This is a genomic window from Streptomyces sp. B3I8 (genome assembly GCF_030816915.1).
Taxonomy (GTDB): domain Bacteria; phylum Actinomycetota; class Actinomycetes; order Streptomycetales; family Streptomycetaceae; genus Streptomyces.
The window spans coordinates 7005831-7026230 of sequence record NZ_JAUSYN010000002.1 but is presented as its reverse complement, the minus strand read 5'-3'; the positions used below and the strand labels follow the sequence as shown (position 1 = coordinate 7026230).

The 20400-nt window shown below is 74.5% G+C and carries 16 protein-coding genes and 1 pseudogene; 9 read left to right on the top strand and 8 right to left on the bottom strand.

Annotation, left to right across the window (positions count from 1 at the left end):
• The first annotated feature begins 79 nt into the window (after nt 1–79).
• Nucleotides 80–2197, top strand: a complete 2118-nt coding sequence (locus QFZ64_RS32985) for a xanthine dehydrogenase family protein molybdopterin-binding subunit (protein WP_307071135.1) — start codon at nt 80–82, stop codon at nt 2195–2197.
• 7 nt (nt 2198–2204) lie between these two features.
• On the opposite strand, the gene QFZ64_RS32980 is transcribed toward QFZ64_RS32985, so the two are convergent.
• Nucleotides 2205–3017 (bottom strand): YqjF family protein, encoded by an 813-nt coding sequence (locus QFZ64_RS32980; protein WP_307071954.1) that lies wholly within the window; start codon nt 3015–3017, stop codon nt 2205–2207.
• A gap of 63 nt (nt 3018–3080) precedes the next feature.
• Nucleotides 3081–3551: an MSMEG_6728 family protein gene (locus QFZ64_RS32975; protein WP_307071134.1), complete on the bottom strand. Its 471-nt coding sequence runs from the start codon at nt 3549–3551 to the stop codon at nt 3081–3083.
• Nucleotides 3552–3771: 220 nt separating this feature from the next.
• Between QFZ64_RS32975 and QFZ64_RS32970 the strand changes: the two genes are divergently transcribed.
• Complete coding sequence (locus QFZ64_RS32970; RefSeq protein WP_307071133.1) at nt 3772–4755, top strand: NAD-dependent epimerase/dehydratase family protein; 984 nt, start codon at nt 3772–3774, stop codon at nt 4753–4755.
• A gap of 141 nt (nt 4756–4896) precedes the next feature.
• On the opposite strand, the gene QFZ64_RS32965 is transcribed toward QFZ64_RS32970, so the two are convergent.
• Nucleotides 4897–6009, bottom strand: coding sequence for a sensor histidine kinase KdpD (locus QFZ64_RS32965; protein WP_307071132.1), 1113 nt, complete (start codon nt 6007–6009; stop codon nt 4897–4899).
• Nucleotides 6002–6850 carry a response regulator transcription factor gene (locus QFZ64_RS32960; RefSeq protein ID WP_307071131.1) on the bottom strand — a complete coding sequence of 283 codons (849 nt, stop codon included), beginning with the start codon at nt 6848–6850 and terminating at the stop codon, nt 6002–6004. The genes QFZ64_RS32965 and QFZ64_RS32960 overlap by 8 nt, the downstream gene beginning before the upstream one ends.
• Before the next feature lie 103 nt (nt 6851–6953).
• On the opposite strand from QFZ64_RS32960, the gene QFZ64_RS32955 reads away from it, so the two are divergent.
• From QFZ64_RS32955 to QFZ64_RS32945, 3 genes are read left to right on the top strand one after another with little or no spacing between them, the layout of a single operon-like run.
• Nucleotides 6954–7820, top strand: coding sequence for a glycosyltransferase family 2 protein (locus tag QFZ64_RS32955; protein ID WP_307071130.1), 867 nt, complete (start codon nt 6954–6956; stop codon nt 7818–7820).
• Nucleotides 7817–8578, top strand: a complete 762-nt coding sequence (locus tag QFZ64_RS32950) for a DUF2064 domain-containing protein (protein ID WP_307071129.1) — start codon at nt 7817–7819, stop codon at nt 8576–8578. The genes QFZ64_RS32955 and QFZ64_RS32950 overlap by 4 nt, the downstream gene beginning before the upstream one ends.
• Nucleotides 8575–9444, top strand: a complete 870-nt coding sequence (locus QFZ64_RS32945; RefSeq protein WP_307071128.1) for a bifunctional 2-polyprenyl-6-hydroxyphenol methylase/3-demethylubiquinol 3-O-methyltransferase UbiG — start codon at nt 8575–8577, stop codon at nt 9442–9444. The genes QFZ64_RS32950 and QFZ64_RS32945 overlap by 4 nt, the downstream gene beginning before the upstream one ends.
• 352 nt (nt 9445–9796) lie before the next feature.
• Here the strand turns inward: QFZ64_RS32945 and QFZ64_RS32940 are convergent, their stop codons facing one another.
• Nucleotides 9797–11092, bottom strand: a complete 1296-nt coding sequence (locus QFZ64_RS32940) for a molybdopterin-dependent oxidoreductase (protein ID WP_307071127.1) — start codon at nt 11090–11092, stop codon at nt 9797–9799.
• A 114-nt stretch (nt 11093–11206) separates the two neighbouring features.
• On the opposite strand from QFZ64_RS32940, the gene QFZ64_RS32935 reads away from it, so the two are divergent.
• Nucleotides 11207–12649: a hypothetical protein gene (locus tag QFZ64_RS32935; protein ID WP_373430707.1), complete on the top strand. Its 1443-nt coding sequence runs from the start codon at nt 11207–11209 to the stop codon at nt 12647–12649.
• Between the two features lie 165 nt (nt 12650–12814).
• On the opposite strand, the gene QFZ64_RS32930 is transcribed toward QFZ64_RS32935, so the two are convergent.
• Nucleotides 12815–13270, bottom strand: coding sequence for a MarR family winged helix-turn-helix transcriptional regulator (locus QFZ64_RS32930; RefSeq protein ID WP_307071126.1), 456 nt, complete (start codon nt 13268–13270; stop codon nt 12815–12817).
• Nucleotides 13271–13532: 262 nt separating this feature from the next.
• On the opposite strand from QFZ64_RS32930, the gene QFZ64_RS32925 reads away from it, so the two are divergent.
• The 3 genes from QFZ64_RS32925 (at nt 13533) to QFZ64_RS32915 (ending at nt 17952) form a co-directional block, all read left to right on the top strand.
• On the top strand, nt 13533–14984 hold the full coding sequence (locus tag QFZ64_RS32925; protein WP_307071125.1) for an MFS transporter: 1452 nt from the start codon (nt 13533–13535) through the stop codon (nt 14982–14984).
• 322 nt (nt 14985–15306) lie between these two features.
• The gene (locus QFZ64_RS32920; RefSeq protein WP_307071124.1) at nt 15307–15894 is read left to right on the top strand and encodes a cysteine hydrolase family protein; all 588 of its coding nucleotides are present in this window, start codon (nt 15307–15309) and stop codon (nt 15892–15894) included.
• Between the two features lie 213 nt (nt 15895–16107).
• Entirely contained in the window at nt 16108–17952 is a 1845-nt protein-coding gene (locus QFZ64_RS32915) for a SpoIIE family protein phosphatase (protein WP_307071123.1), read from the top strand.
• 73 nt (nt 17953–18025) lie between these two features.
• Here QFZ64_RS32915 and QFZ64_RS35505 read toward each other — a convergent pair whose 3' ends face one another.
• Nucleotides 18026–19087 carry a glucose 1-dehydrogenase gene (locus tag QFZ64_RS35505; RefSeq protein ID WP_373430784.1) on the bottom strand — a complete coding sequence of 354 codons (1062 nt, stop codon included), beginning with the start codon at nt 19085–19087 and terminating at the stop codon, nt 18026–18028.
• Nucleotides 19088–19426: 339 nt separating this feature from the next.
• A pseudogene (locus QFZ64_RS35500) lies at nt 19427–20245 on the bottom strand (sigma-70 family RNA polymerase sigma factor); the annotation flags it as partial.
• Nucleotides 20246–20400: the final 155 nt, after the last annotated feature.

Genomic DNA, 20400 nt, shown 5'->3' with positions numbered 1-20400 from the left:
CCACTCCGCGCATCGCTTCCCGCTCCACTCCGTGCATCGCTTCCCATTCCGTACCCGCAGGGCATGTCAGGAGGACCTCATGGTTTCCGTCGCCGCCACCGGCTCCGCCGTCGGCGCCCCGGCCGAGCGCCGCGAAGGGCGGGAGAAGGTCACGGGGCGGGCCCGCTACGCCGCCGAACACCCGCTGCCCGGCCGGGCGTTCGGGTGGCCGGTGGCCGCGTCGGTCGCGCGCGGCCGGGTGCGTTCCCTGGACACCTCGGCCGCCCTGGAACTGCCGGGGGTGCTCACGGTCCTGACCCCGGACGACGCCCCCCGGACGACCGAGCCCGACGACCCGACCCTGAAGCTGCTGCAGGACGACCGGGTACCGCACCACGGCTGGTTCGTCGCCCTCGTCGTCGGCGAGAGCCCGGAGGCGGCCCGGGCCGGCGCCGCCGCCGTGCGGGTGGAGTACGCGGCCGAGGAGCACGACGTGACGCTCACCGCGGACCACCCGGCCGCGTACACCCCCGAGCAGGCCAACGGCGGGTACCCCGGCCGGCGCCTGCGGGGCGACCCGGAGGCGGCGTTCGCCTCGGCCGCCACCCGGGTGGACGTGTCCTACCGGGTGCCGCCGCTGCACAACCACCCGATGGAGCCGCACTCCTCCACCGCCCACTGGGACGGGGACCGGCTGCGGGTGTACGCGTCCACGCAGGGCGCCACGACCGTACGGGCCACGCTGGCCGCGCTGTTCGAGCTGCCGGAGGACCGGATCACCGTCACCGCCGAGCACGTGGGCGGCGGCTTCGGGTCCAAGGGCACCCCGCGTCCGGACGTCGTGCTGGCCGTGATGGCCGCGCGGCACACGGGACGCCCGGTCACCGTCGCGCTCCCCCGGCGCCTGCTGCCCGCCACCACCGGCCACCGGGCGCCCACCCTGCACCGGCTGCGGCTGGGCAGCGGGCCCGACGGCCGGCTGACCGGGCTGCTGCACGAGGTGACGACGTACACCTCGCGCGTCAAGGAGTTCGTGGAGCAGGCCGCGGTGCCCGCCCGGGTGATGTACGCGGTGCCGCACAGCCTCACCGAGCACCGGGTCGTCCCGCTCGACGTGCCCACCCCGTCCTGGATGCGCGCCCCCGGCGAGGCGCCCGGGATGTTCGCGCTGGAGTCCGCGATGGACGAGCTCGCCACGGCGCTGGACCGGGACCCGGTCGAGCTGCGGATCGCCAACGAGCCGGACGCCGAGCCGGACAGCGGAAGGCCGTTCAGCAGCCGGCACCTGGTGGAGTGCCTGCGCGAGGGGGCCCGCCGCTTCGGCTGGTCCGGGCGCGACCCGCGCCCCGGCGCCCGCCGCGAGGGCCCCCTGCTGGTGGGCACGGGCGTGGCCGCCGCCACCTATCCCGTGCTGGTGCGGCCCTCCGCCGCGAGTGCCGAGGCCCGGCCCGACGGCACCTTCGTGGTGCGGATCAACGCCACCGACATCGGCACCGGCGCCCGTACGATCCTGGCGCAGGTCGCCGCCGACGCGCTCGGGGCGCCGCTGGACCGGGTGCACAGCGAGGTCGGCAGCACGGAACTGCCGCCCGCCCCGCTGGCCGGCGGCTCCGCCGGCAGCTCCTCGTGGGGCTGGGCGGTGCACCAGGCGTGCACCGAGCTGGCGGCCCGGCTCGCCGAGCACGACGGCCGCGTTCCGGAGGGCGGGCTGAGGGCACTGGCCGACACCACGGGATCGGCCGACGCCGAGAGCCCCTACGCGCGGCACGCGTTCGGCGCGCACTTCGCCGAGGTCGCCGTGGACACGGTCACCGGGGAGACCCGGGTGCGCCGGCTGCTCGGGGTGTTCGCCGCCGGCCGCATCCTCAACTCCCGCACGGCGCGCTCGCAGTTCATCGGTGGCATGACGATGGGGATGGGCATGGCGCTGACCGAGGGCAGCACGACGGACCCCGGGTTCGGCGACTTCGCCGAGTCGGACCTGGCGTCGTACCACGTGCCCTCCCACGCCGACGTGCCGGACGTCGAGGCGTACTGGCTGGACGAGGACGACCCGCACACCAACCCGATGGGCAGCAAGGGGATCGGTGAGATCGGCATCGTCGGCTCGGCGGCGGCCGTCGGCAACGCCGTCCACCATGCCACCGGCGTGCGCTTCCGCGAGCTGCCGCTCACCCCGGACCGGGTGTTGACGGGCCTGCGGGCCGCCGGACGCTGACGTCTCGTCAAGGTGTCGGGATGCCCGCCGGGCGGGCGGGGCGGCCCAGTTCCACCGGCACACCGGGCGAGTACAGCACGCTGACCGGCTCCCCCGGTTCGCCGGGCAGGCCGGCCGCCGCCAGCAGGTTCTCCTCGCAGGCCACCAGTTCGGCGCGGTGCAGCGGCCAGCGCGGATGCGCGTTGGGCAGGAAGCCGGTGTCGCCGAAGAAGGCATTGTGCATCCCCCACCGGGCCGTCAGGAAGTGCTCCAGACCCGTCGGCTCGGCGATCGCCTCGCCGCGCCGCACCACCAGCCTGCAGTACGCGCCCCGGGGGCCGGGGCGGCGCCGGGCGCTGGTGTAGCCGACCAGGTCACCCTTGTGGTGCACGGCCAGCCGGGACCACATGTACGGCAGCCGGAACAGCGCCCGGCCCATCAGGACGGGGAGCAGCCGGGAGGCGTCCATGGAGCGGAACACCACCCCGCGCCGTCCGTGCGCGTCGACCGAGTAAAGGCGCACGTTGGTCTCCGGGAACGAGCCGAGGTAGGGCACTCCGGGCGAGCGCAGCCAGCCGACCCGGTGCATGCGGAACGCCACCAGGCCGACGTACGTCCGCCCCTCGTACACGTCCGGCACTGTCCCGGCGGGCAGCAGCGGGGCGACGGCGTCCGGGTCGAACGCCCAGTGGACGAAGGTGAGGTCCAGCCACTCCTGCGTGAGCAACGGCCACTTCAGGGCGGCGGGCGCGTCGGGGGTGACGGGCTCGGGAGGGACGGGCTCGGGAGGGACGGGCCCCGGGATGACGGGCCCGGGAGCGGGCGGGAGCTGCGGGGGCATCGGCATGGCGTCAGCATGACAGGGGCCGAGCTACGCCGTCCGGGTGGCACGCGGGACCACGGTTCACTCCGCGCCGCGGTCCGATCCGGGCCAGAAGTACGGCAGATCGTCCGGAACGCCGGGGAAGTGCGAGGCGTAGAAGTCGGGGTCCTTGCGGACCAGGGCGGAGCGGTGGCTGATGTGCAGCTCGTCAACGCCGAGCCAGGGCGGCAGTTCACCGGCGTCGGCCAGTTCCGCCTGCTCCCGCACCCGCGTCCCGGGGCGGTGGGCGGCGAGGTCGGCGACCATGGTGGCCGCGCAGCTGTCCTGGTGGCCCAGGTCGCGCCAGACGTGGCACATCTGCAGCCCGTAGCGGACGAGGGCCTCCTCGTACCCCGTCCACATCCGCACCGCCGGATGCCGGCGCCAGCCGTAGCCCGGCACGGTCAGCCCGCGCAGCACCTGGAGCGCCTCGACGCGCTGTTTGCCCAACCGGCGGCGGTCCAGGACACGGGCCGACTCGGTGAAGTCCGGATACGGAAGAAATGTCTGCACGGCACATGTCGTACCGCGCGGCGAAGGGATCGAATCACCCGCGTTCGTTGCCGGTGACGCAGCGGGCGGCGGCGTCCGTACTGCCGGCGCGCTCCAGGACTCCGTGAACGCCCGGCGTCTTCGGATCCCTCAGCCGTTCGGCGGGGCGAGGTCTTACGGAGCGGTGACGTGCGGGCGGACGGTGCCGACGCCGGGCCCCGCCCGCCCTACCGTGGTCGGCATGCGCGTACTGGTCACCGGCTCGGCCGGGTTCATCGGGTCCCATGTCGTCGAGGCGCTCGCCTCGCGCGGCCACGAGAGCGTCACCCTGGACATGCGTGAGGACGGCGCCGACGTGCGGGACCCCGAGGCGGTCGCCGCCCGGCTGCGCGGGGTGGACGCCGTCTGCCACCAGGCGGCGATGGTCGGGCTCGGCACCGGCTTCGCGGACGCGCCGGAGTACGTCTCCCGCAACGACCTCGGCACCGCCGTGCTGCTCGCGGCCATGGCCGAGGCGGGCGTGCGACGGCTGGTACTGGCGGGCTCGATGGTGGTCTACGGCGAGGGCGCGTACGCCTGCGCGCGGCACGGGGCGGTGCGGCCGGGGCCGCGGACGCCGGCCGATCTCGACGCCGGTCGCTTCGAGCCGCCCTGCCCGCGCTGCGGCGCGGCCCTCGCCCCGGGACTGGTCGGCGAGGACGCCCCCGTGGACCCCCGCAACGTCTACGCCACGACCAAACTGGCCCAGGAGCACCTGGCCGCCGCGTGGGCGCGTGCGACCGGGGGTTCGGCGGTGTCGCTGCGCTACCACAACGTGTACGGCCCCCGGATGCCCCGCGACACCCCGTACGCGGGCGTCGCCTCCTTCTTCCGCTCGGCGCTGGCCCGCGGCGAGGCCCCCCGCGTCTTCGAGGACGGCGGCCAGCGCCGCGACTTCGTCCACGTCCGCGACGTGGCGGCGGCCAACGCGGCGGCCCTGGAGGCGGACGCGCCCGGGGGCGCGCTCACCGCGTACAACACCGGCAGCGGCACCCCGCGCACGATCGCCGACCTGGCCGAGGCCCTGGCCACGGCCTGCGGAGGCCCGAGGCCGACGGTGACCGGCGAGTACCGGCTGGGCGACGTCCGCCACATCACGGCGGACTCGGCCCGGCTGCGGGCGGAACTCGGCTGGAAGCCGGAGGTCACGTTCGAGGAGGGAGTGCGGGAGTTCGCACGGGCGTGAAGGAGTGCGGGAGTTCGCACGGGCGCCCGCAGGAGCGCGGGAGTTCGTACCGGCGCCCGGGGGCCGCGGCCTGTCGGGGCGCACGCCCGCCGGGGCCGGTCGAGGGGCGCGCCGGGAGGCAGGCGGGGGCCGGGGCGGGCCCTAGACGCCCACCACCGGCAACGTCACCTCGAACCGGCAGCCGCCCACCACGTTCCGCACCTCCGCCCTGCCCCGATGCGCCTCCACGATGCCCCGGACGATGGCGAGGCCCAGCCCGGCGCCCGCCGGAGGTGTCCGCGCGTCGGTCCCGCGCCATCCCGTGTCGAACACGCGCGGCAGTTCCTCCTCCGGAATTCCCCCGCACGCGTCCGTGACCGACAGCACCACCCCGTCCCCCGACCGTTCCGCCGCCACCGCGACCGTTCCGTCCGCCGGTGTCCGCCGGATCGCGTTGACGAGCAGATTGCCCAGGACACGGCTCATCTCCTTGCCGTCGACCTCCACCGGCACCGCCTCGATGCGGTCCCCCACGAGCCGTACCCCGTGCTCACGGGCGAGCGGATCCGCCCCGGCGAGGGCGTCGCCGACGAGGTCGTACACCGACATCCGCGACGGCGACAGCGCCAGCGCGCCCGCGTGAATGCGGGAGAGTTCGAAGAGGTCTCCCACCATGCCGTTGAGGCGCTCCACCTCGGTGCGGATCTGCCGCAGATAGCGGTCGGGGTCGGCGACCACCCCGTCCTCCAGTGCCTCGGCCATGGCGCGCAGTCCGGCGAGCGGGGTGCGCAGGTCGTGCGAGATCCAGGCGACGAGTTCGCGGCGGGAGGACTCCAGGGCCCGCTCCCGTTCCCGCGAGCGGGCGAGTTTCGCGCTGGTGGCGGCGAGTTCGCGGCTGACCTCGGCGAGCTCGGCCGTGCCCGGGCTCGCGGGTGCGGCGAAGTCGCCACCGTCGCCGAACGAGCGTGCTGCGAGGGCGAGTTCACGGCTGCGGGCGACCACCCAGCGGCCCAGCAGCAGGGCGGTGGCCAGGGAGACGACGGCGGCCATCGCGACGACCGTGGTGACGACGGAGAGGTCGTGCGCGGACAGGAACATGGCCTGGGCCACCACGAGGGTGCCGGCGAGCATCGCCCCGACGGCGACGGCGGCGACGACAGCCACGGAGGCGGTGAGCGAACGGCGGCGCAGCAGCCACAGCGCGCCGAGTCCGAGCAGCCCGGCCGAGGCCGCGCCGAGGAAGGCGAACAGGAGGATGAGCAGCGTGTCACGCACGACCGGCGCTCCCTTCGGACGCGGCATCCGTACCCGTGACCGTGCCCGTGCCTTCGAAGGCACCCGCGTTCTCGAAGGTGCCCCGGTTCCCGGCCGGGCCCGTCCCCGTCGTCCCCGTGGGCTCGAAGCGGTATCCCACGCCCCACACCGTCTGGATCAGCAGGGGGCGGGCGGGATCGTCCTCCACCTTGCCCCGCAGTCGCCGGACATGGACCGTGACGGTGGACAGGTCACCGAAGTCCCAGCCCCACACCTCGCGCATCAGTTCCTCCCGGCCGAAGACCTGCCGGGGGTGGGCGAGCAGAAATGCCAGAAGGTCGAACTCCCGCAATGTGAGGGCGAGTTCGACGCCGTTCTTGGTGGCACGCCGGGCCGCGGGGTCCAGGACGAGGCCCGCCGCGGACAGCGGGCGCGTCTGCGGCCCGGGCCGCGTGCGGCGCAGCACCGACTGCACGCGCAGAACCAGTTCGCGCGGGCTGAACGGCTTGGTGACGTAGTCGTCCGCACCCACTTCGAGACCGAGGATGCGGTCGTCCTCGTCGCCGCGCGCGGTCAGCATGACGACGGGCACCGGTCCGCGCTCCCGCAGCCGGCGGCACACCTCCAGTCCGTCCATTCCGGGCAGCATCAGGTCGAGGACGACCAGGTCGGGCCGGTGCGCGGCGGCCCGGACGAGTGCGGCCGGGCCGTCCTCGGCGCGGTCCACCACGTAACCCGCGCGGTCCAGGTATCCGGAGACGACCTCCGAGACGGTGGGGTCGTCGTCCACGACCAGGATCCGGGCTCCGGTGGCGTCCGGCGGTGCCGCTTCGGGGGCCGGGGACTCGTTGGGCTGTCGCATGCGACCAGCCTCCCACCGCGTCGCCCGCGGTGACGCCGACGGCCTGCGACGTCCCTGTTTCGTAAGGAGCCGATGTCCGGGATATCCCTTTCGGATTCGTAGGGTGAGGGCCGTGACGACCCCTTCTTCCCCCTCCCCCGCCCCGGACGACCCGCCGCCCGGCGCCGCGGACGTCGACTTCAACGTCGATGTGAACGTCGACGTGGTCCTGCCCTGTCTGAACGAGGCCGAGGCCCTGCCGTGGGTGCTGCGACGCATCCCGCCGGGCTGGCGCGCCGTGGTGGTGGACAACGGTTCCACCGACGGCTCGGCCGAGATCGCCGCCGCGCACGGCGCCACGGTGGTGCGCGAGGCGCGCCGCGGTTTCGGCGCCGCCTGCCACGCGGGGCTGGTGGCGGCCACCGCCGACATCGTCTGCTTCTGCGACTGCGACGCCTCGCTGGACCCCTCGCTTCTGGTCCCGTTCGTGCGCGAGGTGCGCGCGGGCGGGGCCGACCTGGTGCTCGGCCGGCGCCGGCCGCAGGGGCCGGGTGCCTGGCCCGCCCACGCCCGGGCCGGCAACCTGGCGCTCTCCCGGATGCTGCGCCGACGCACCGGGCTGCGGCTGCGCGACCTCGGCCCGCTGCGCGCCGCCCGCCGCGAGGCGCTGCTGGGCCTCGGCCTCACCGACCGGCGCAGCGGCTATCCGCTGCAGATGGTGGTCCGCGCGGCCGACGCCGGCTGGCGGGTCGCCGAGCACGACGTGCCGTACCTGCCGCGCACCGGCGTCTCGAAGGTGACCGGCACCTGGCGCGGCACCTGGCAGGCGGTGCACGACATGCGCCGCGTCCTCGCCGAACCGCCGGCGCGCCACGCCGCGGAGCCCGCCCCCGCCCCGGAGACGGGCCACACGCCGGAGACGGGCCACGTTCCGGAGACCGGGCACGCCGCGGAGGCGGGCCGCACCGCGCAGGAAGGTACGTCACGATGACACCGTCCCCGCCGTCTCCCACGTCCCCGCCGACGTTGCTCGTCATCGCCAAGGAGCCCCGGCCGGGCCGGGTGAAGACCCGGCTGACGCCGCCGTTCACCCCCGAGCAGGCGGCCGCCCTGGCCGAGGCCGCGCTCGCCGACACCCTGCACGCGGTGGCGGCGGCCCCGGCCGCCCGGCGCGTCCTGGTCCTCGACGGACGGCCGGGGCCGTGGCTCCCGCCCGGCTTCGAGGTCGTACCGCAGTGCGCGGGCGGTCTGGACGAGCGGCTGGCGGCGGCCTTCGCGCAGTGCCGGGGCCCGGCCCTGCTCATCGGCATGGACACGCCCCAGGTGACACCCGCGCTCCTCACGGTCGACCTCGACGACTGCGACGCGTACCTCGGGCTCGCCGAGGACGGTGGTTTCTGGGCGCTGGGTCTCGCCGCGCCCGACCCGGCGCTGGTGCGCGGGGTGCCGATGTCGACGGCGCGCACGGGCGCGGTCCAGCGCGACCGGCTGCTCCGCGCGGGGCTGCGGGTGCGTGCGCTGCCCCCGCTGCGCGACGTCGACACGGCCGCCGACGCCCGTGCGGTCGCCGCGGCGGCTCCGGGCAGCCGTTTCGCCGCCGAGTTCGGGCGTCTCACGACGGGTTCGGGCACGGACCGGCCAGACCGGTATCGGCCGGACCCGGATCGGCCGGACCCGGTGGCGCCGGCCGACCGGCGCCCCGCACGGGCCGCCGCCGCCCCCCGGTCCGTGCGGGGCGACGCCCGATGACGACCGCACGCCCGGCGAACCCGCCCACCGCCACCGCCACCGTCCCGGCCGGGACGGTCGCCCCGACGCCCCGCCCCGCCCGTACGCTCCCCTCTTCGTACCGGGGTTCCCCGGCCTCCTGGTCGGCGGACCCGTACGCCGAGGCCCTGCGCACCGGACGCGGCCCCCTCTTCCTGCGCCGCTCCGACGGGTGGCTGCTGCCGCTGGAGGTGGAACGCTGGTGCGCGGCGGCCGACGCGGCCGACGAGAAGGTGCTGCGGCGCTGCGAGGGCCCGGTGCTCGACGTCGGCTGCGGCCCGGGTCGGCTGGTGGCCGCACTGTCGGCGAGGGGCGGGACCGCGCTCGGGATCGACGTCAGCGAGGCGGCCGTGGCCCGCACGCTCCGGCTCGGCGGACACGCGCTGCGCCGCTCGGTGTTCGAGCCGCTCCCGGACGAGGGGCGCTGGGGCACCGCGCTGCTCGTCGACGGCAACGTCGGCATCGGCGGCGACCCCGTCACCCTCCTCACCAGGATGGGTGAACTGGTTCGCCCCGGGGGCCTGTTGCTCACCGAGACGGTGCCCGCGGCGGACGTCGACGAGCGGGCCTACGTCCGCCTGGTGCGGGAGCCGTACGGCGCGGGCGGCGCCGCCGAACCGCCCGGCGCTCCGTTCCCGTGGGCCCGGCTCGGCGCACCGGCGCTGCTCCGGTACGCCGCCCGCGCGGGCTGGCGGCCCGCCGGTCAGTTCTCGGCCGACGGGCGCCGCTTCGTCGCCCTGCGCAGCCGCAGCAGCAACAGCAGCGCGCTGCCGCCGAACAGGACAGCGGTGATCAGCAGCCAGCGGCCGAGGAACCCGTCGGCCGACAGCGCGGTGGCGGACCGGTAGCGGTCCGCCGTCCGACCACCGATCAGCGGGAACCACACCAGCAGCAGAAGCCCGGAGAGTGCGGCCGGTACGCGTACGTATCCGGCCCACTCCCGGCGGCCGACCGCTCCGAACGCCCGTACGGCGGCGCGGTCGAGCCCCGCGTACAGCGGCAGCAGGACCAGGTCGTGCAGCAGGGCGGCGCCCACGAACCACAGCACGATCCCGAACCGGTCCCCCGTCAGCAGCCGCGTCCCCGCATAGCCGGCGAGCGCGAACGAACAGACGAGCAGCGCCAGTTGAAGCGGGCTGCCGAGGGCAGGCACACGCCGTCGCAGTCGCGGTAGCAGTCGCGGTCGCGGTCCGATCGTCCTCACTTCACACCTCCGAAGGTCAGGCGGGACACCCACTTGGTGTTGAGCACACCGGGTGCCGCGGACACGATCACGCGCGCCGGGTAGCCGTGATCGGGCGTCAATTCCTCACCGTTGACGTCGAGGGCGAGCAGGGAGCGCGGGTCGACCACCTGGTTGGCGCGCAGCGCCGCGTGGCGGAAGGAGCCGTGCCGCTGGAGCGACTCGACGAACACGTCCGGCGGGTCCTCGTACCCGACGAGCGCGGCGAGGTCGCGCAGCCGCACGCCGCGCCACCACTGGTCGGAGGTCGACCACCCCTCCACGCACGCGATCGGCAGGGCGGAGCTGTGCAGGGGCATGTCGCGCAGTGCGGCCCGGGTCAGCCGGACGGTGCCGGTGCGTCCGGTGACGACCAGCCGCCAGGCCTCCGCGTCGGTCTCCGCCGTCGAGATGCCCGCGTAGGCCGCCGTCTTGTTGATCTGGAAGCCGCCGGGACCGCCGCCCGGCTCGGCTCCGCCGTGCGGGGCGAGGAGTGCGGTGCGCCGCAGGGGTCCGTCGAAGCTGCGGCCGGCCGAGGTGGCGAACAGCAGCAGCGACGCGCCGCCGACCAGGCCGAGCGCGCCGCGCCGGGACACGGTGGGGTCGGCGGGGGCGGACGCGGCCAACTCGTCCGGCTCACCGGTTCCGCCGACCTCAGCGGACTCAGCGGGCTTGCCGACCCCGTCGGCGGAATCGCGCATGCGGCGCAGGTTGCGCAGGGCGGTCGGGGTGCGCAGTATCGCGTGCGTGAGGAACGCGGCGAAGAAGACCCACGCCCCGTAGAAGTGCAGCGGGTAGAAGGAGCCGGGGAAGACGTAGTCGAGCTGGATGTTGAGCACGCCCGTGGTGAACTCGAACAGCGCGCCGCCGACCAGGAGCAGCAGGGAGAGCCGCTCCAGCGCGTGGGCGAGGGAACGTGCGGGTGGCAGCGTGAACAGCTTCGGCACCACCGACCAGAGCTTGGCGAGCAGCACCGGGATCAGGGTGACGCCGAGGGTGACGTGGATGCCCTGGGTGAGCCGGTAGAGCCAGGGCGGGTCGGTGGGCCAGTCGAAGAGGTAGAAGCCGAGGATGCCCTTGTCCGGGGTCTTGTCGTTGACCGCCGCGAGGTTCGGGTTGTAGGCGGCGTACGACAGCAGCCCGGTCACGAACAGCAGGGTGATACCGCCGAGCAGGACGACACCGAGCAGCGCGGTGAACCGGGTGCCGCGCACGGGGCTGCGCCAGAAAGAGGGCGCGAAGGGTGAGCGCGTGAGGAGGGAGGTCCGTGCCATGTGCCCGACCGTAGGCGCGGATCACCTGCGCGAAGGGGCTGGGAACCATGACGAAACGCTGACGTGTACCCCGCATGCCACCCCGTCGGCGCCGGTCCGGCCTAGCGTTCCGGTGTGAACCGCGCTCCCCTCCGTGACCGTCTCCTCCGTGACCGTCTCGGCGGTCGTCCGCACGACCGTCGCCCCCGCTCCCCGCACGAGCCCCGTCGGGCCCGTTCCCGTGACCTGTCCGTCGTCCTGGCCGCCGCGCTGCTGGTGACGGCGGCCGCCCTGATCGGCACCGCGATCGAACGCCGGGACGGCACCCTGCATGTCGGATGGCCGCCGCTGTACGCCACATGGCAGCCGCACGTGGGCCCGGGGACCCCGGCCGCGGTGCTCGTGGCGGTGCTCGTGGTGGCGTACGGCCCCCCGCTCGCCGCCCGGCTGCCGTGGCGTGCGCTGCTGGTGTCCGCGTGGGGCGCGGCGCTGGCGTGGACGTTCTCGCTGGCCCTCGTCGACGGCTGGCGGCGCGGGCTGGCCGGGCGGCTGACCACCCACTACGAGTACCTGACCGCCGTGGACCGGTTCTCCGACATCCCCGCCACTCTGCGGGACTTCACCCACCACATCCTGATCGACTCGCCCCGACACTGGCCCCCGCACGTGGCCGGGCATCCCCCGGGGTCGACCCTCACCTTCGTCCTGCTCGACCGGATCGGGCTGGGCGGTGGGGCCTGGGCGGGCGTGTGGTGCGTCGTCGTGGGAACGTCGGCGGCGGCCGCGGTGCTGGTCGCCGTCCGGGCGCTGGCGGGTGAGGAACAGGCGCGTCGCGCCGCCCCGTTCGTCGTCCTGGCTCCGGCCGCGGTGTGGGTGGGGGCGTCGGCGGACGGGTACTTCGCGGGGGTCGCGGCGTGGGCGGTGGCGTGCCTCGCGCTCGCCGTGACGGGCCGCCGGCCGTGGGCCTTCGGCCTCGGTGCGGGACTGCTGTTCGGTCTGACGCTCTACCTCTCGTACGGGCTCACGCTGTTCGTCGTCCTCGCGGGCGCCGTGCTGCTGCTGGGCGCGCGGCGCCGGGCGGTGCTGCCGTGGCTGGTGGCGGGCGGCGCGGTGGTGCCGGTGGTGTTCACCTGCCTGGGTTTCGACTGGTGGGAGGCCTACCGGCTGCTCGTGAAGCGCTACTACCAGGGGGCGGGCGGCATCCGCCCGTACGGGTACTGGGTGTGGGCGAACCTCGCGTGCACGGTGCTGGTGGCAGGGCCGGCGACACTGGTGGGGCTGCGCAGGACCGGGGGCGCACTGGTCGGCGCGGTGGGCCGGACCGGCGCGCGGACCCTGCCCCGTCCGGCGCGATGGTCACCCGAGGTGCGCCTGGCGGTGCTGGTGTGGGCGGCGCTGGGGGCGCTGCTGGCCGCCGACCTGTCCGGGATGAGCAAGGCGGAGACGGAACGGATCTGGCTGCCGTTCGTGATGTGGCTGCTGTCGGCGGGGGCGCTGGTGCGGGAGGTGCGGGTGTGGCTCGCCGCCCAGGCCGTGGTGGCGCTGCTGCTGAACCATCTGCTGCTGACCGGCTGGTGACGCGTCTGCCGTGACCGCGACGGATGCGCCGTGACAGTCACGGCGGGGGGCGAGAGCCTCGTCCGGGACGGGGCGCACCCGGTTCACGGCCCGGCTCAGGGGGCCCGGCTCAGGGGGCCCGGCTCAGGGGGCCCGGCTCAGGGGGCCCGGCTCAGGGGGCCCGGCTCAGGGCCGGGGCCAGGGCCGTCCGCCGATCCGTTCGATGCCGGTGTTGAACCGCTTGAGGTAGGACGCGAAGGCGGCGATGTCCTCGTCCGACCAGTCGGCCATCACCTGGTCCAGCGCGCGGACGATCCCCTCGCGCTCCTCGTCGAGCAGTCGGCCGCCCTTGTCGGTGAGACGGAACTTGCGGGCCATCCCACCGTCGGGGTCCGGGATGCGCTCGACCAGCCCGGCGCGCATCGCGGCGGCGGTCTGCCGGTTGAGGGTGGAGGCGTCGAGCCCGAAGGCGTCGCTGAGTTCGCCGATGGACATGGGTCCCTGCACGCGGATGCGGCTGAGCAGGATGTAGGCGCTCCGTTCCAGCACGCCGTCCTTGCGCCGACCGCCGCCCTTGTTCAGAAAGGTGTGGCGGCTGAGCAGCATCTGCTCGTACTCGACCTCGTGCGCCGGACTGTCCATGCCTACCGCTGCCTCCCGCTTCCTGCCGGGCCGTTCCCGCCTGCCATGTCGCACGCGGGCGGCCCGCTTCATCGTCTCATACACATGTGCATGCCACACGTAACGTGCCGAATGCACACTCCATGTACGATGCATATCGCCCTCCCGGGCTTTCGTACGCACTCCGAGCACGTCCGAGCACCGCCGCGCACCTTCACGCGGCTCCGCGCACCTTCACGCGCTCACCCGCGCCTTCCCCGGAACACACAGTCGAGGAGTCCCGATGGACGCCCCCCAGCCCACGGCCCGTTCGGGCGGCGTGATCGCCACGCTGGCCCTGGCCGGCATCACGGCAGCGATCATGCAGACGCTGGTCACCCCGCTCCTGCCGGACCTCCCGCAGATCCTGCACGCCTCGTCGGCCGACGCCGCCTGGGTCATCACCGTCACCCTGCTGGCCGGCGGCGTGTGCGTGCCGATATCCGGCCGCCTCGGCGACCTGCTGGGCAAGCGCCGGATGCTGCTCGCGTGCGCCGTGCCGCTGATCGTGGGCTCGGTGGTGTGCGCGCTGTCGTCCTCCGTGACGCCCATGATCATCGGGCGTGGTCTGCAGGGGATGGGCATGGGCATGGTGCCGCTGGGCATCGCCCTGCTGCGCGACGTGGTCCCGGTGGAGAAGCTCAGCTCCTCCATCGCGCTGGTCAGCGCCTCCATGGGGATCGGCGGCGGGCTCGGCCTGCCGATCGCCGCGGCCGTCGCCCAGTACGCGAACTGGCGCGTGCTGTTCTGGGGTTCGGCCGGTCTGGCCGCCGCCGTCGGCATCCTCATCTGGTTCCTGATCCCGGACGTCCCGGCGGGCGCGAAGGGCCAGCGCTTCGACGCGCCCGGCGCGCTCGGGCTCGCCGCCGGCCTGGTCTGCCTGCTGCTGGCGATCTCCGAGGGCGCCGACTGGGGCTGGGGTTCGGCCACCACGCTGGGTCTGTTCGCCGTGGCCGTCGTCGCGCTGGTGGGCTGGGGCTGGTGGGAGACGCGCACCACCGACCCGCTGATCGACCTGCGCACCACGGCCGCCCCGCGGGTGCTGCTGACCAACGCCGCGTCGATCTTCGTCGGCTTCGCCATGTACGCGAGCATGCTGGTCATGCCACAGCTGCTGCAGTTCCCCGAGGCCACCGGGTACGGGCTCGGGCAGTCGATGCTCGCCGCCGGCCTGTGGATGGCACCCGGCGGCATCATGATGATGTTCGTCTCCCCACTCGGCGGAAAACTCACCAACGCGCGGGGCCCGAAGTTCACGCTCATCAGCGGGGCGCTCGTCATCGCCGTCGGCTACGGCCTGTCCATGCCGCTGATGGGTTCGGCCTGGGGCCTGATGATCGTAGGCATCGTCATCAACAGCGGTGTGGGGCTCGCCTACGGGGCGATGCCCGCGCTGATCATGAGCTCGGTGCCGCTGAACGAGACGGCCGCCGCGAACGGTTTCAACACGCTGATGCGTTCGCTGGGCACCTCGATCGGCGCCGCCGTCATCGGCGTGATCCTCGCCCGGATGACCACGACGACGGGCGGTCACTCCTTCGCCTCCGAGACGGGCTTCCGCACCGCGTTGCTCATCGGCGGCGGGCTCGCGCTGGTCTCCGCCCTGATCGCGACGGTCATCCCGGCCGTGCGGAGCGGCGGGTCGGACGGCGCCGAGGCCGCCACCGCCGCTCCGGCCGAGGAGGCAGCGGTCTAGGGTCCGGCTCCGCCGGGGGCGTCGTCACTCGCCGGGGCGTTGTCAGTGGCCGGGCCCAGGGTCTTTCGTCTGGATCAGGCCGGCCGGGAGGCGCGGTGCGTCTTCGACCGACCCGAGCGGGGTTTGGTGCGTGCGGCGGCAAGGCGGAGGAGGGCGCCAGGGCGGAGCCCCGGCAACCGACGACAACGCCGCACAGGCGCGCACCAAACCCCGCGACGCCGGAATGATCCAAACGAGAGGCCCTAGTGTGGATGGCGGCGGAATGACGCCGGCACCGGCCCGACCGACGGCACGGTGACCGGCACGACCTCTGGGGGCTTTCATGACCACCTTGTCCGGCCGGCCGCACACCGCGCTGCTCGTGATCGACGTGCAGAACGACGTGATGTCCGGCGCCCACGACCGCGACGGCGTCGTCGCGAACATCGCGGCTCTGGTGGACCGGGCCCGCACCGCGGACGTGCCCGTGGTGTGGGTGCAGCACTCGGACGACGGCCTCCCGTACGGCAGCGACGGCTGGAGTTACGTGCCCGAGTTGCCGCGCCGGGAGTCCGAGCCCCTGGTGCACAAGAAGTACGGGGACTCCTTCGAGGACACGGAACTGGAGAAGGTGCTCGCGGAGCGCGGCGTGGGACGGGTCGTGGTGACCGGCGCGCAGACCGACATGTGCATACGCTCCACACTCCACGGCGCCTTCGTCCGGGGCTACGACGTGACGCTGGTCGGTGACGCGCACACCACGGAGGACCTCACCTCCTTCGGGGCCCCGGCCCCGGCACAGGTCGTCGCCCACACCAACCTCTACTGGGGCTTCCACAACGGCCCCGGGCGCCGGGCGGAGACGGTCACGACCCAAGAGGTGACGTTCACGGCGTCGGAACCGGCGGACGCACCCGCCGCGAAAGCCTGAGCCACCGGGCCCGCGGGGCGCCGCCTCCCGCCGGGGGGCGGTGCTTCCCACCGGGGTGGTGTCTTCCGGGAGACGTCTCCCGAAGGGCGGTGCCGATGCCCCGGCCGGTCCTTTCTCACCGTTCCCGATCCGGCCCGATGCCACGAAACGGTACAGACTGAGTGCAGGGGGAACCGAAGGGGGTCGGACCGTACGGAAAGGCGGTGAGGGGCCGTGAGCGGCGCTGACCGTGCCCCGGGAACGGACTTCTCCGAAGCCGTGCTGCACGACCTGGGCGCCGGTGTGATCACGACGGACCTGGACAACCGCATCACCTCCGTCAACCCCTGGGCCGAGGAGCTGCTGGGCCGGTCCTCGGCGCAGATGATCGGTCAGGACGCGCACGACCTGCTGCACCGCCGGGCCGACGGCAGCCGCGTGCCGCGCGAGCAGTGCGCGCTGACCCGGCCGCTGCGCGAGTCCGGGTCGGCCGAGGAGGGCAGCGACGAGTACTTCCTGCGTGCGGACGGCATTCCCGTGCCGATCATCTGGGCGACCACCCCGCTGCGGTTCGACGGCCGCCGCACCGGCACGGTCGCCGTCTTCCACGACTTCAGCCTGCACCGCAGCGCCACCGAGCAGGCGGCCGCGCACACCGCCGCGCTGGAGGAGCTCACCTCCCGGCTGCATCTGGTGGCCGACATCTCCTCGGTGCTGATGACCGGCGTGAGCACCTCGGGCAGCATGCGCCGGCTGCTGCGGCTCCTCGTCCCCGGAATGGGCGTATGGGCGACGGTCGACGTGTGCGCCGAGCACTGCACGACGCTGGAGCGGATCGCCGTACGCAGCGCGCAGCACCGCCGTACGAGCCGGCTGAAGGGCCCCCTGCCCCCGCTGGCGGAGAAACCCCGGACGGCGGTGGCGCGGGCACTCAACAGCGATCGCCCCACCCGGCTGACCGCCGCCGTGCTGCGCGAGGAGCCGGACGCGCCGCTCGCCGCGACCCACGGGGCGCTGTTCGAACGGCTCGGCGGCGACTTCGCGGTCGTGGTGCCGCTGCGCACCCAGCAGCGGCCGTACGGGCTGCTCACCGTGGCCCGTGACGGCGCCCCGCACAGCGACGCGGAGGCCGCAGTGCTGGCCGACATCGGCCGACGGGTGGCCCTGGTGATGGACAACGCCCGGCTCTACTACGAACAGCGCAACGTCGCCGAGACCATGCAGCGCCAGTTGCTCGCCCCGCTGCCCCAGGTGGACCATCTGCGGATGGCCGCGCGCTACCGGCCGGCCCAGCGGGCCATGGAGATCGGCGGCGACTGGTACGACGCCTTCCTGCTCGGCGACGGGGTGATGGCCCTGGTCATCGGGGACGTGGTCGGTCACGACCTCAAGGCCGCCGCGCACATGGCCGAGGTCCGCAACATGCTGCGCGCCCTGGCCTGGGACCACGGCGAACCGCCCAGTCTGATCATGCGCCGGCTGGACGAGGCGGTGACGAACACGAGTGACGCCCCGATGGCGACCATCGTCTTCGCCCGGATCGAGGGACCCGAGGGCGGGCCCTGGCGACTGCACTGGGTCAACGCGGGCCACCCGCCCCCGCTGCTGATCACCCACGAGGGCACCACCCGTTTCCTCCAGGGCGGGCACGGCCCGCTGATCGGCATGAGCGCCACTCTGCACCTGGGCCTGAGCTGGCCCGACGCCAGCGAGGAACTGCCGCCGGAGAGCACGCTGTTGCTGTACACCGACGGCCTGGTGGAGAGCCGCAACCGTCCGATCGACCTGGGCATGGCGACCCTCCGTCACCACGCCGGTGTCCTGGCCCGGCGACCCGCGGGGAACACCGTGGACGACTTCTGCGACGCGCTGCTGGAGCGGATCGCGCCGAGCGGTGACGACGCGGCCCTGCTCGCGCTGCGGCTGCCCGCGGCCGGCGCGGGAACGGCGGACGACCGGCGGCCACCGCCGCCGCCCCAGTTCCCGTACAGTCCGGCCGCGCCCGACCGGGCGGCCCCGGGCTCGCTCCAGGAACACCCGCAGGTGGAGGACCCGACGCGCGGTTTCCGCGACGAGTGACGGAACCGCCGGATCACCCCGGGGCGGCCAGGCGCCGGTACCGCGGCGGGCCGGCAGCGGCTCGGGCGGTGGCTCAGGCGGCATCGGGGTCCAGCATGATCACCGTCTTGATGTCACCGGGGCGCTGTTCGAACGCCTCCGCCGCCCGTTCCAGCGGCACCCGGCGGGTGAGGAGACGGTGCAACCAGTCGGCGTCGGCCCGGGCCAGGGCGTCGGCGGCCTGCCGGTAGTGCCGGAGGTTGGCGTTGACGGAGCCGATCACGGCGTCGTTCTCCAGGACGATCTCCCGGTTCACCAGGCCCGCGTCCACGGTCGTCCGGCGCCCGGTCGGCGAGACACCGGTGAGGCAGACGATCCCGTACGCGGCGGTCCCGCTGATGCAGTCGAACACCACCGATCCGGCGCCGGTGGCCTCGACGACCACGTCCGGGCGGAGGGCGGAGACGACGTCGGCCGCGTCACCGGCGTGGTACGTGGCACCCAGGGCCCGTACCGCGTCCGGCTTGGCCCCGTCGTCGACCCGGTCCAGCACGTGGACGTCGAGGCCGCGCTGCCGCCCCAGCAGGGCCGCGAGCAGACCGATCGGGCCCGCGCCGGTCACCAGCGCGCGGCGGGGCTCGAACCAGGCGCGGTCGCCCACCCGTTGGATCTGCTCCCAGGCTTTGGCCACCACACTGGTCGGCTCCATCAGGACACCGGCGAGGCCGAGCGCGGGGTCGATGCGGACGGCGTAGTCCGCCTCCACGCACCACTTCTCGGCGCCGTAGCCGTCGCGGCCCTTGATGCCGCGCTCCTCGTAGCGGCCGTTGCGGCACATGTCGAACTCGCCGTGCGCGCAGGCGCCGCAGGGTTCCGGGTCGGGGCGGCGCACCACACCCGCGACCAGGTCGCCCGCGCTGAACCCGCTGCCGTCCGGAGCGCGTTCGACCCGGCCCAGCGACTCGTGCCCGAGGACCAGCCGGTCCCTGCCCGCGGGCGCCTCGCCGTACTCCCCGCGTGCGATCTCCCGGTCGGTACCGCAGACGCCCAACGCGAGGCCCCGGACGAGGAGTTCGCCGTCGGCCGGCGTCGGCTCGTCGACGTTTGTCGGAGTCGGGGTGACGGCGTGGCCGGGGCGGACGGTCAGGGCACGCATGCTGCTCCTTCTCGTGAGGGGTGACAACGACGGCAGCGGCGACGCCGACAGCCGCGGACGGCACGCGGACATCCTCGGCGACCGTCGCCGCGCGAGGACGCGGCGGGAGGGACGGGGCGCCCGGATCCGCCGCGGCCGGGGTGATGTCGGATGCGGGGATGCGGGCACCGGCGTGGCGCCGGAAACCGGGGCGGTGTCGGGCACCGACGTGGCGGCAAGCACCGGGGAGCCTTCGGGCACCGGGGCGGCGCCAGGCGCCAACGCGACCTCGGGCGCCGAAGCGGCCTGGGAGGCCTCGGCGACGTCGGATGCCGGGTCCGGCGGCGTGAGTTGGGCGCGCAGGCGGGACAGGCAGCGCGCGAGGAGGCGGGAGACCTGCATCTGGGAGACGCCCACCGCCGTGGCGATCTGCTGCTGGGTCTGGTCGTGGAAGAACCGGAGGTACAGGATGCGGCGCTCGCGGTCCGGCAGGCAGTGCAGGGCGTTCGCCAGCGTCAGCCGGTCCACGACCATGTCGAGGGCCGGATCGGGGCCGCCCAGGGTGTCCGCCGCACAGTGCCCGCCGGCCGGCTCGCCCCGGTCCGGGGCGTCGAGCGAGCGCAGCCGGCACGCCGTCTCCGACCGCAGCGCCTCGGTGACCGCCTCGGGGGTCAGCCCGCTGACGTGCGCGATCTCCACGGCCGTCGGGGCCCGCCCGCCGAACCGCTGCTCCAGCTCCCGGCGGGCGTGTCCCACCCGGACGCGGGCCTCCTGCACCGGGCGCGGCAGCCGCAACAGCCCGCTCCGGTCGCGCAGATGGCGTTTGATCTCGCCGGAGACGGTCGGCATCGCGTAGGCGAGGAAGGCGTGACCGCGGCCGGGGTCGTAGCCGTCGACGGCCTTGACCAGTCCGAGGCAGGCGATCTGGACCAGGTCGTCCGGGTCCTCGGCGGTGACATTGCGGTACTTGGCGGCGACCCGGCGGGCGAAGGGCACGAGCCGTCGAATGGCCTCCTCGCGCGCCGCCCGGCGCGCGGGTCCGTCGGGCAGGGCGTGCACCCGGCCGACGAGGGCGTCGATGCCGTCGGACGACAGGCTCGCCCCGCCGCCCGGTGGCGGCGGCGTGCTCGCGCTGTCGGTGCCCTGCTCCGCCGGCGCGGAGCTGGTCAGAGGTGTCATCTGGGCCTCGTACTGTCGGCAGGAGTCGGGACTGGAACAGCGGGTGCCCCGCATCATTTGCCGTATGCAAAGGTCTTGCCCTTCCGCTGTGCCGTACGGCCGAGTCGCTGCTCCCGGGGGGTGCGGGGACGGTCGTCCCCTGTTTCCCACCATGT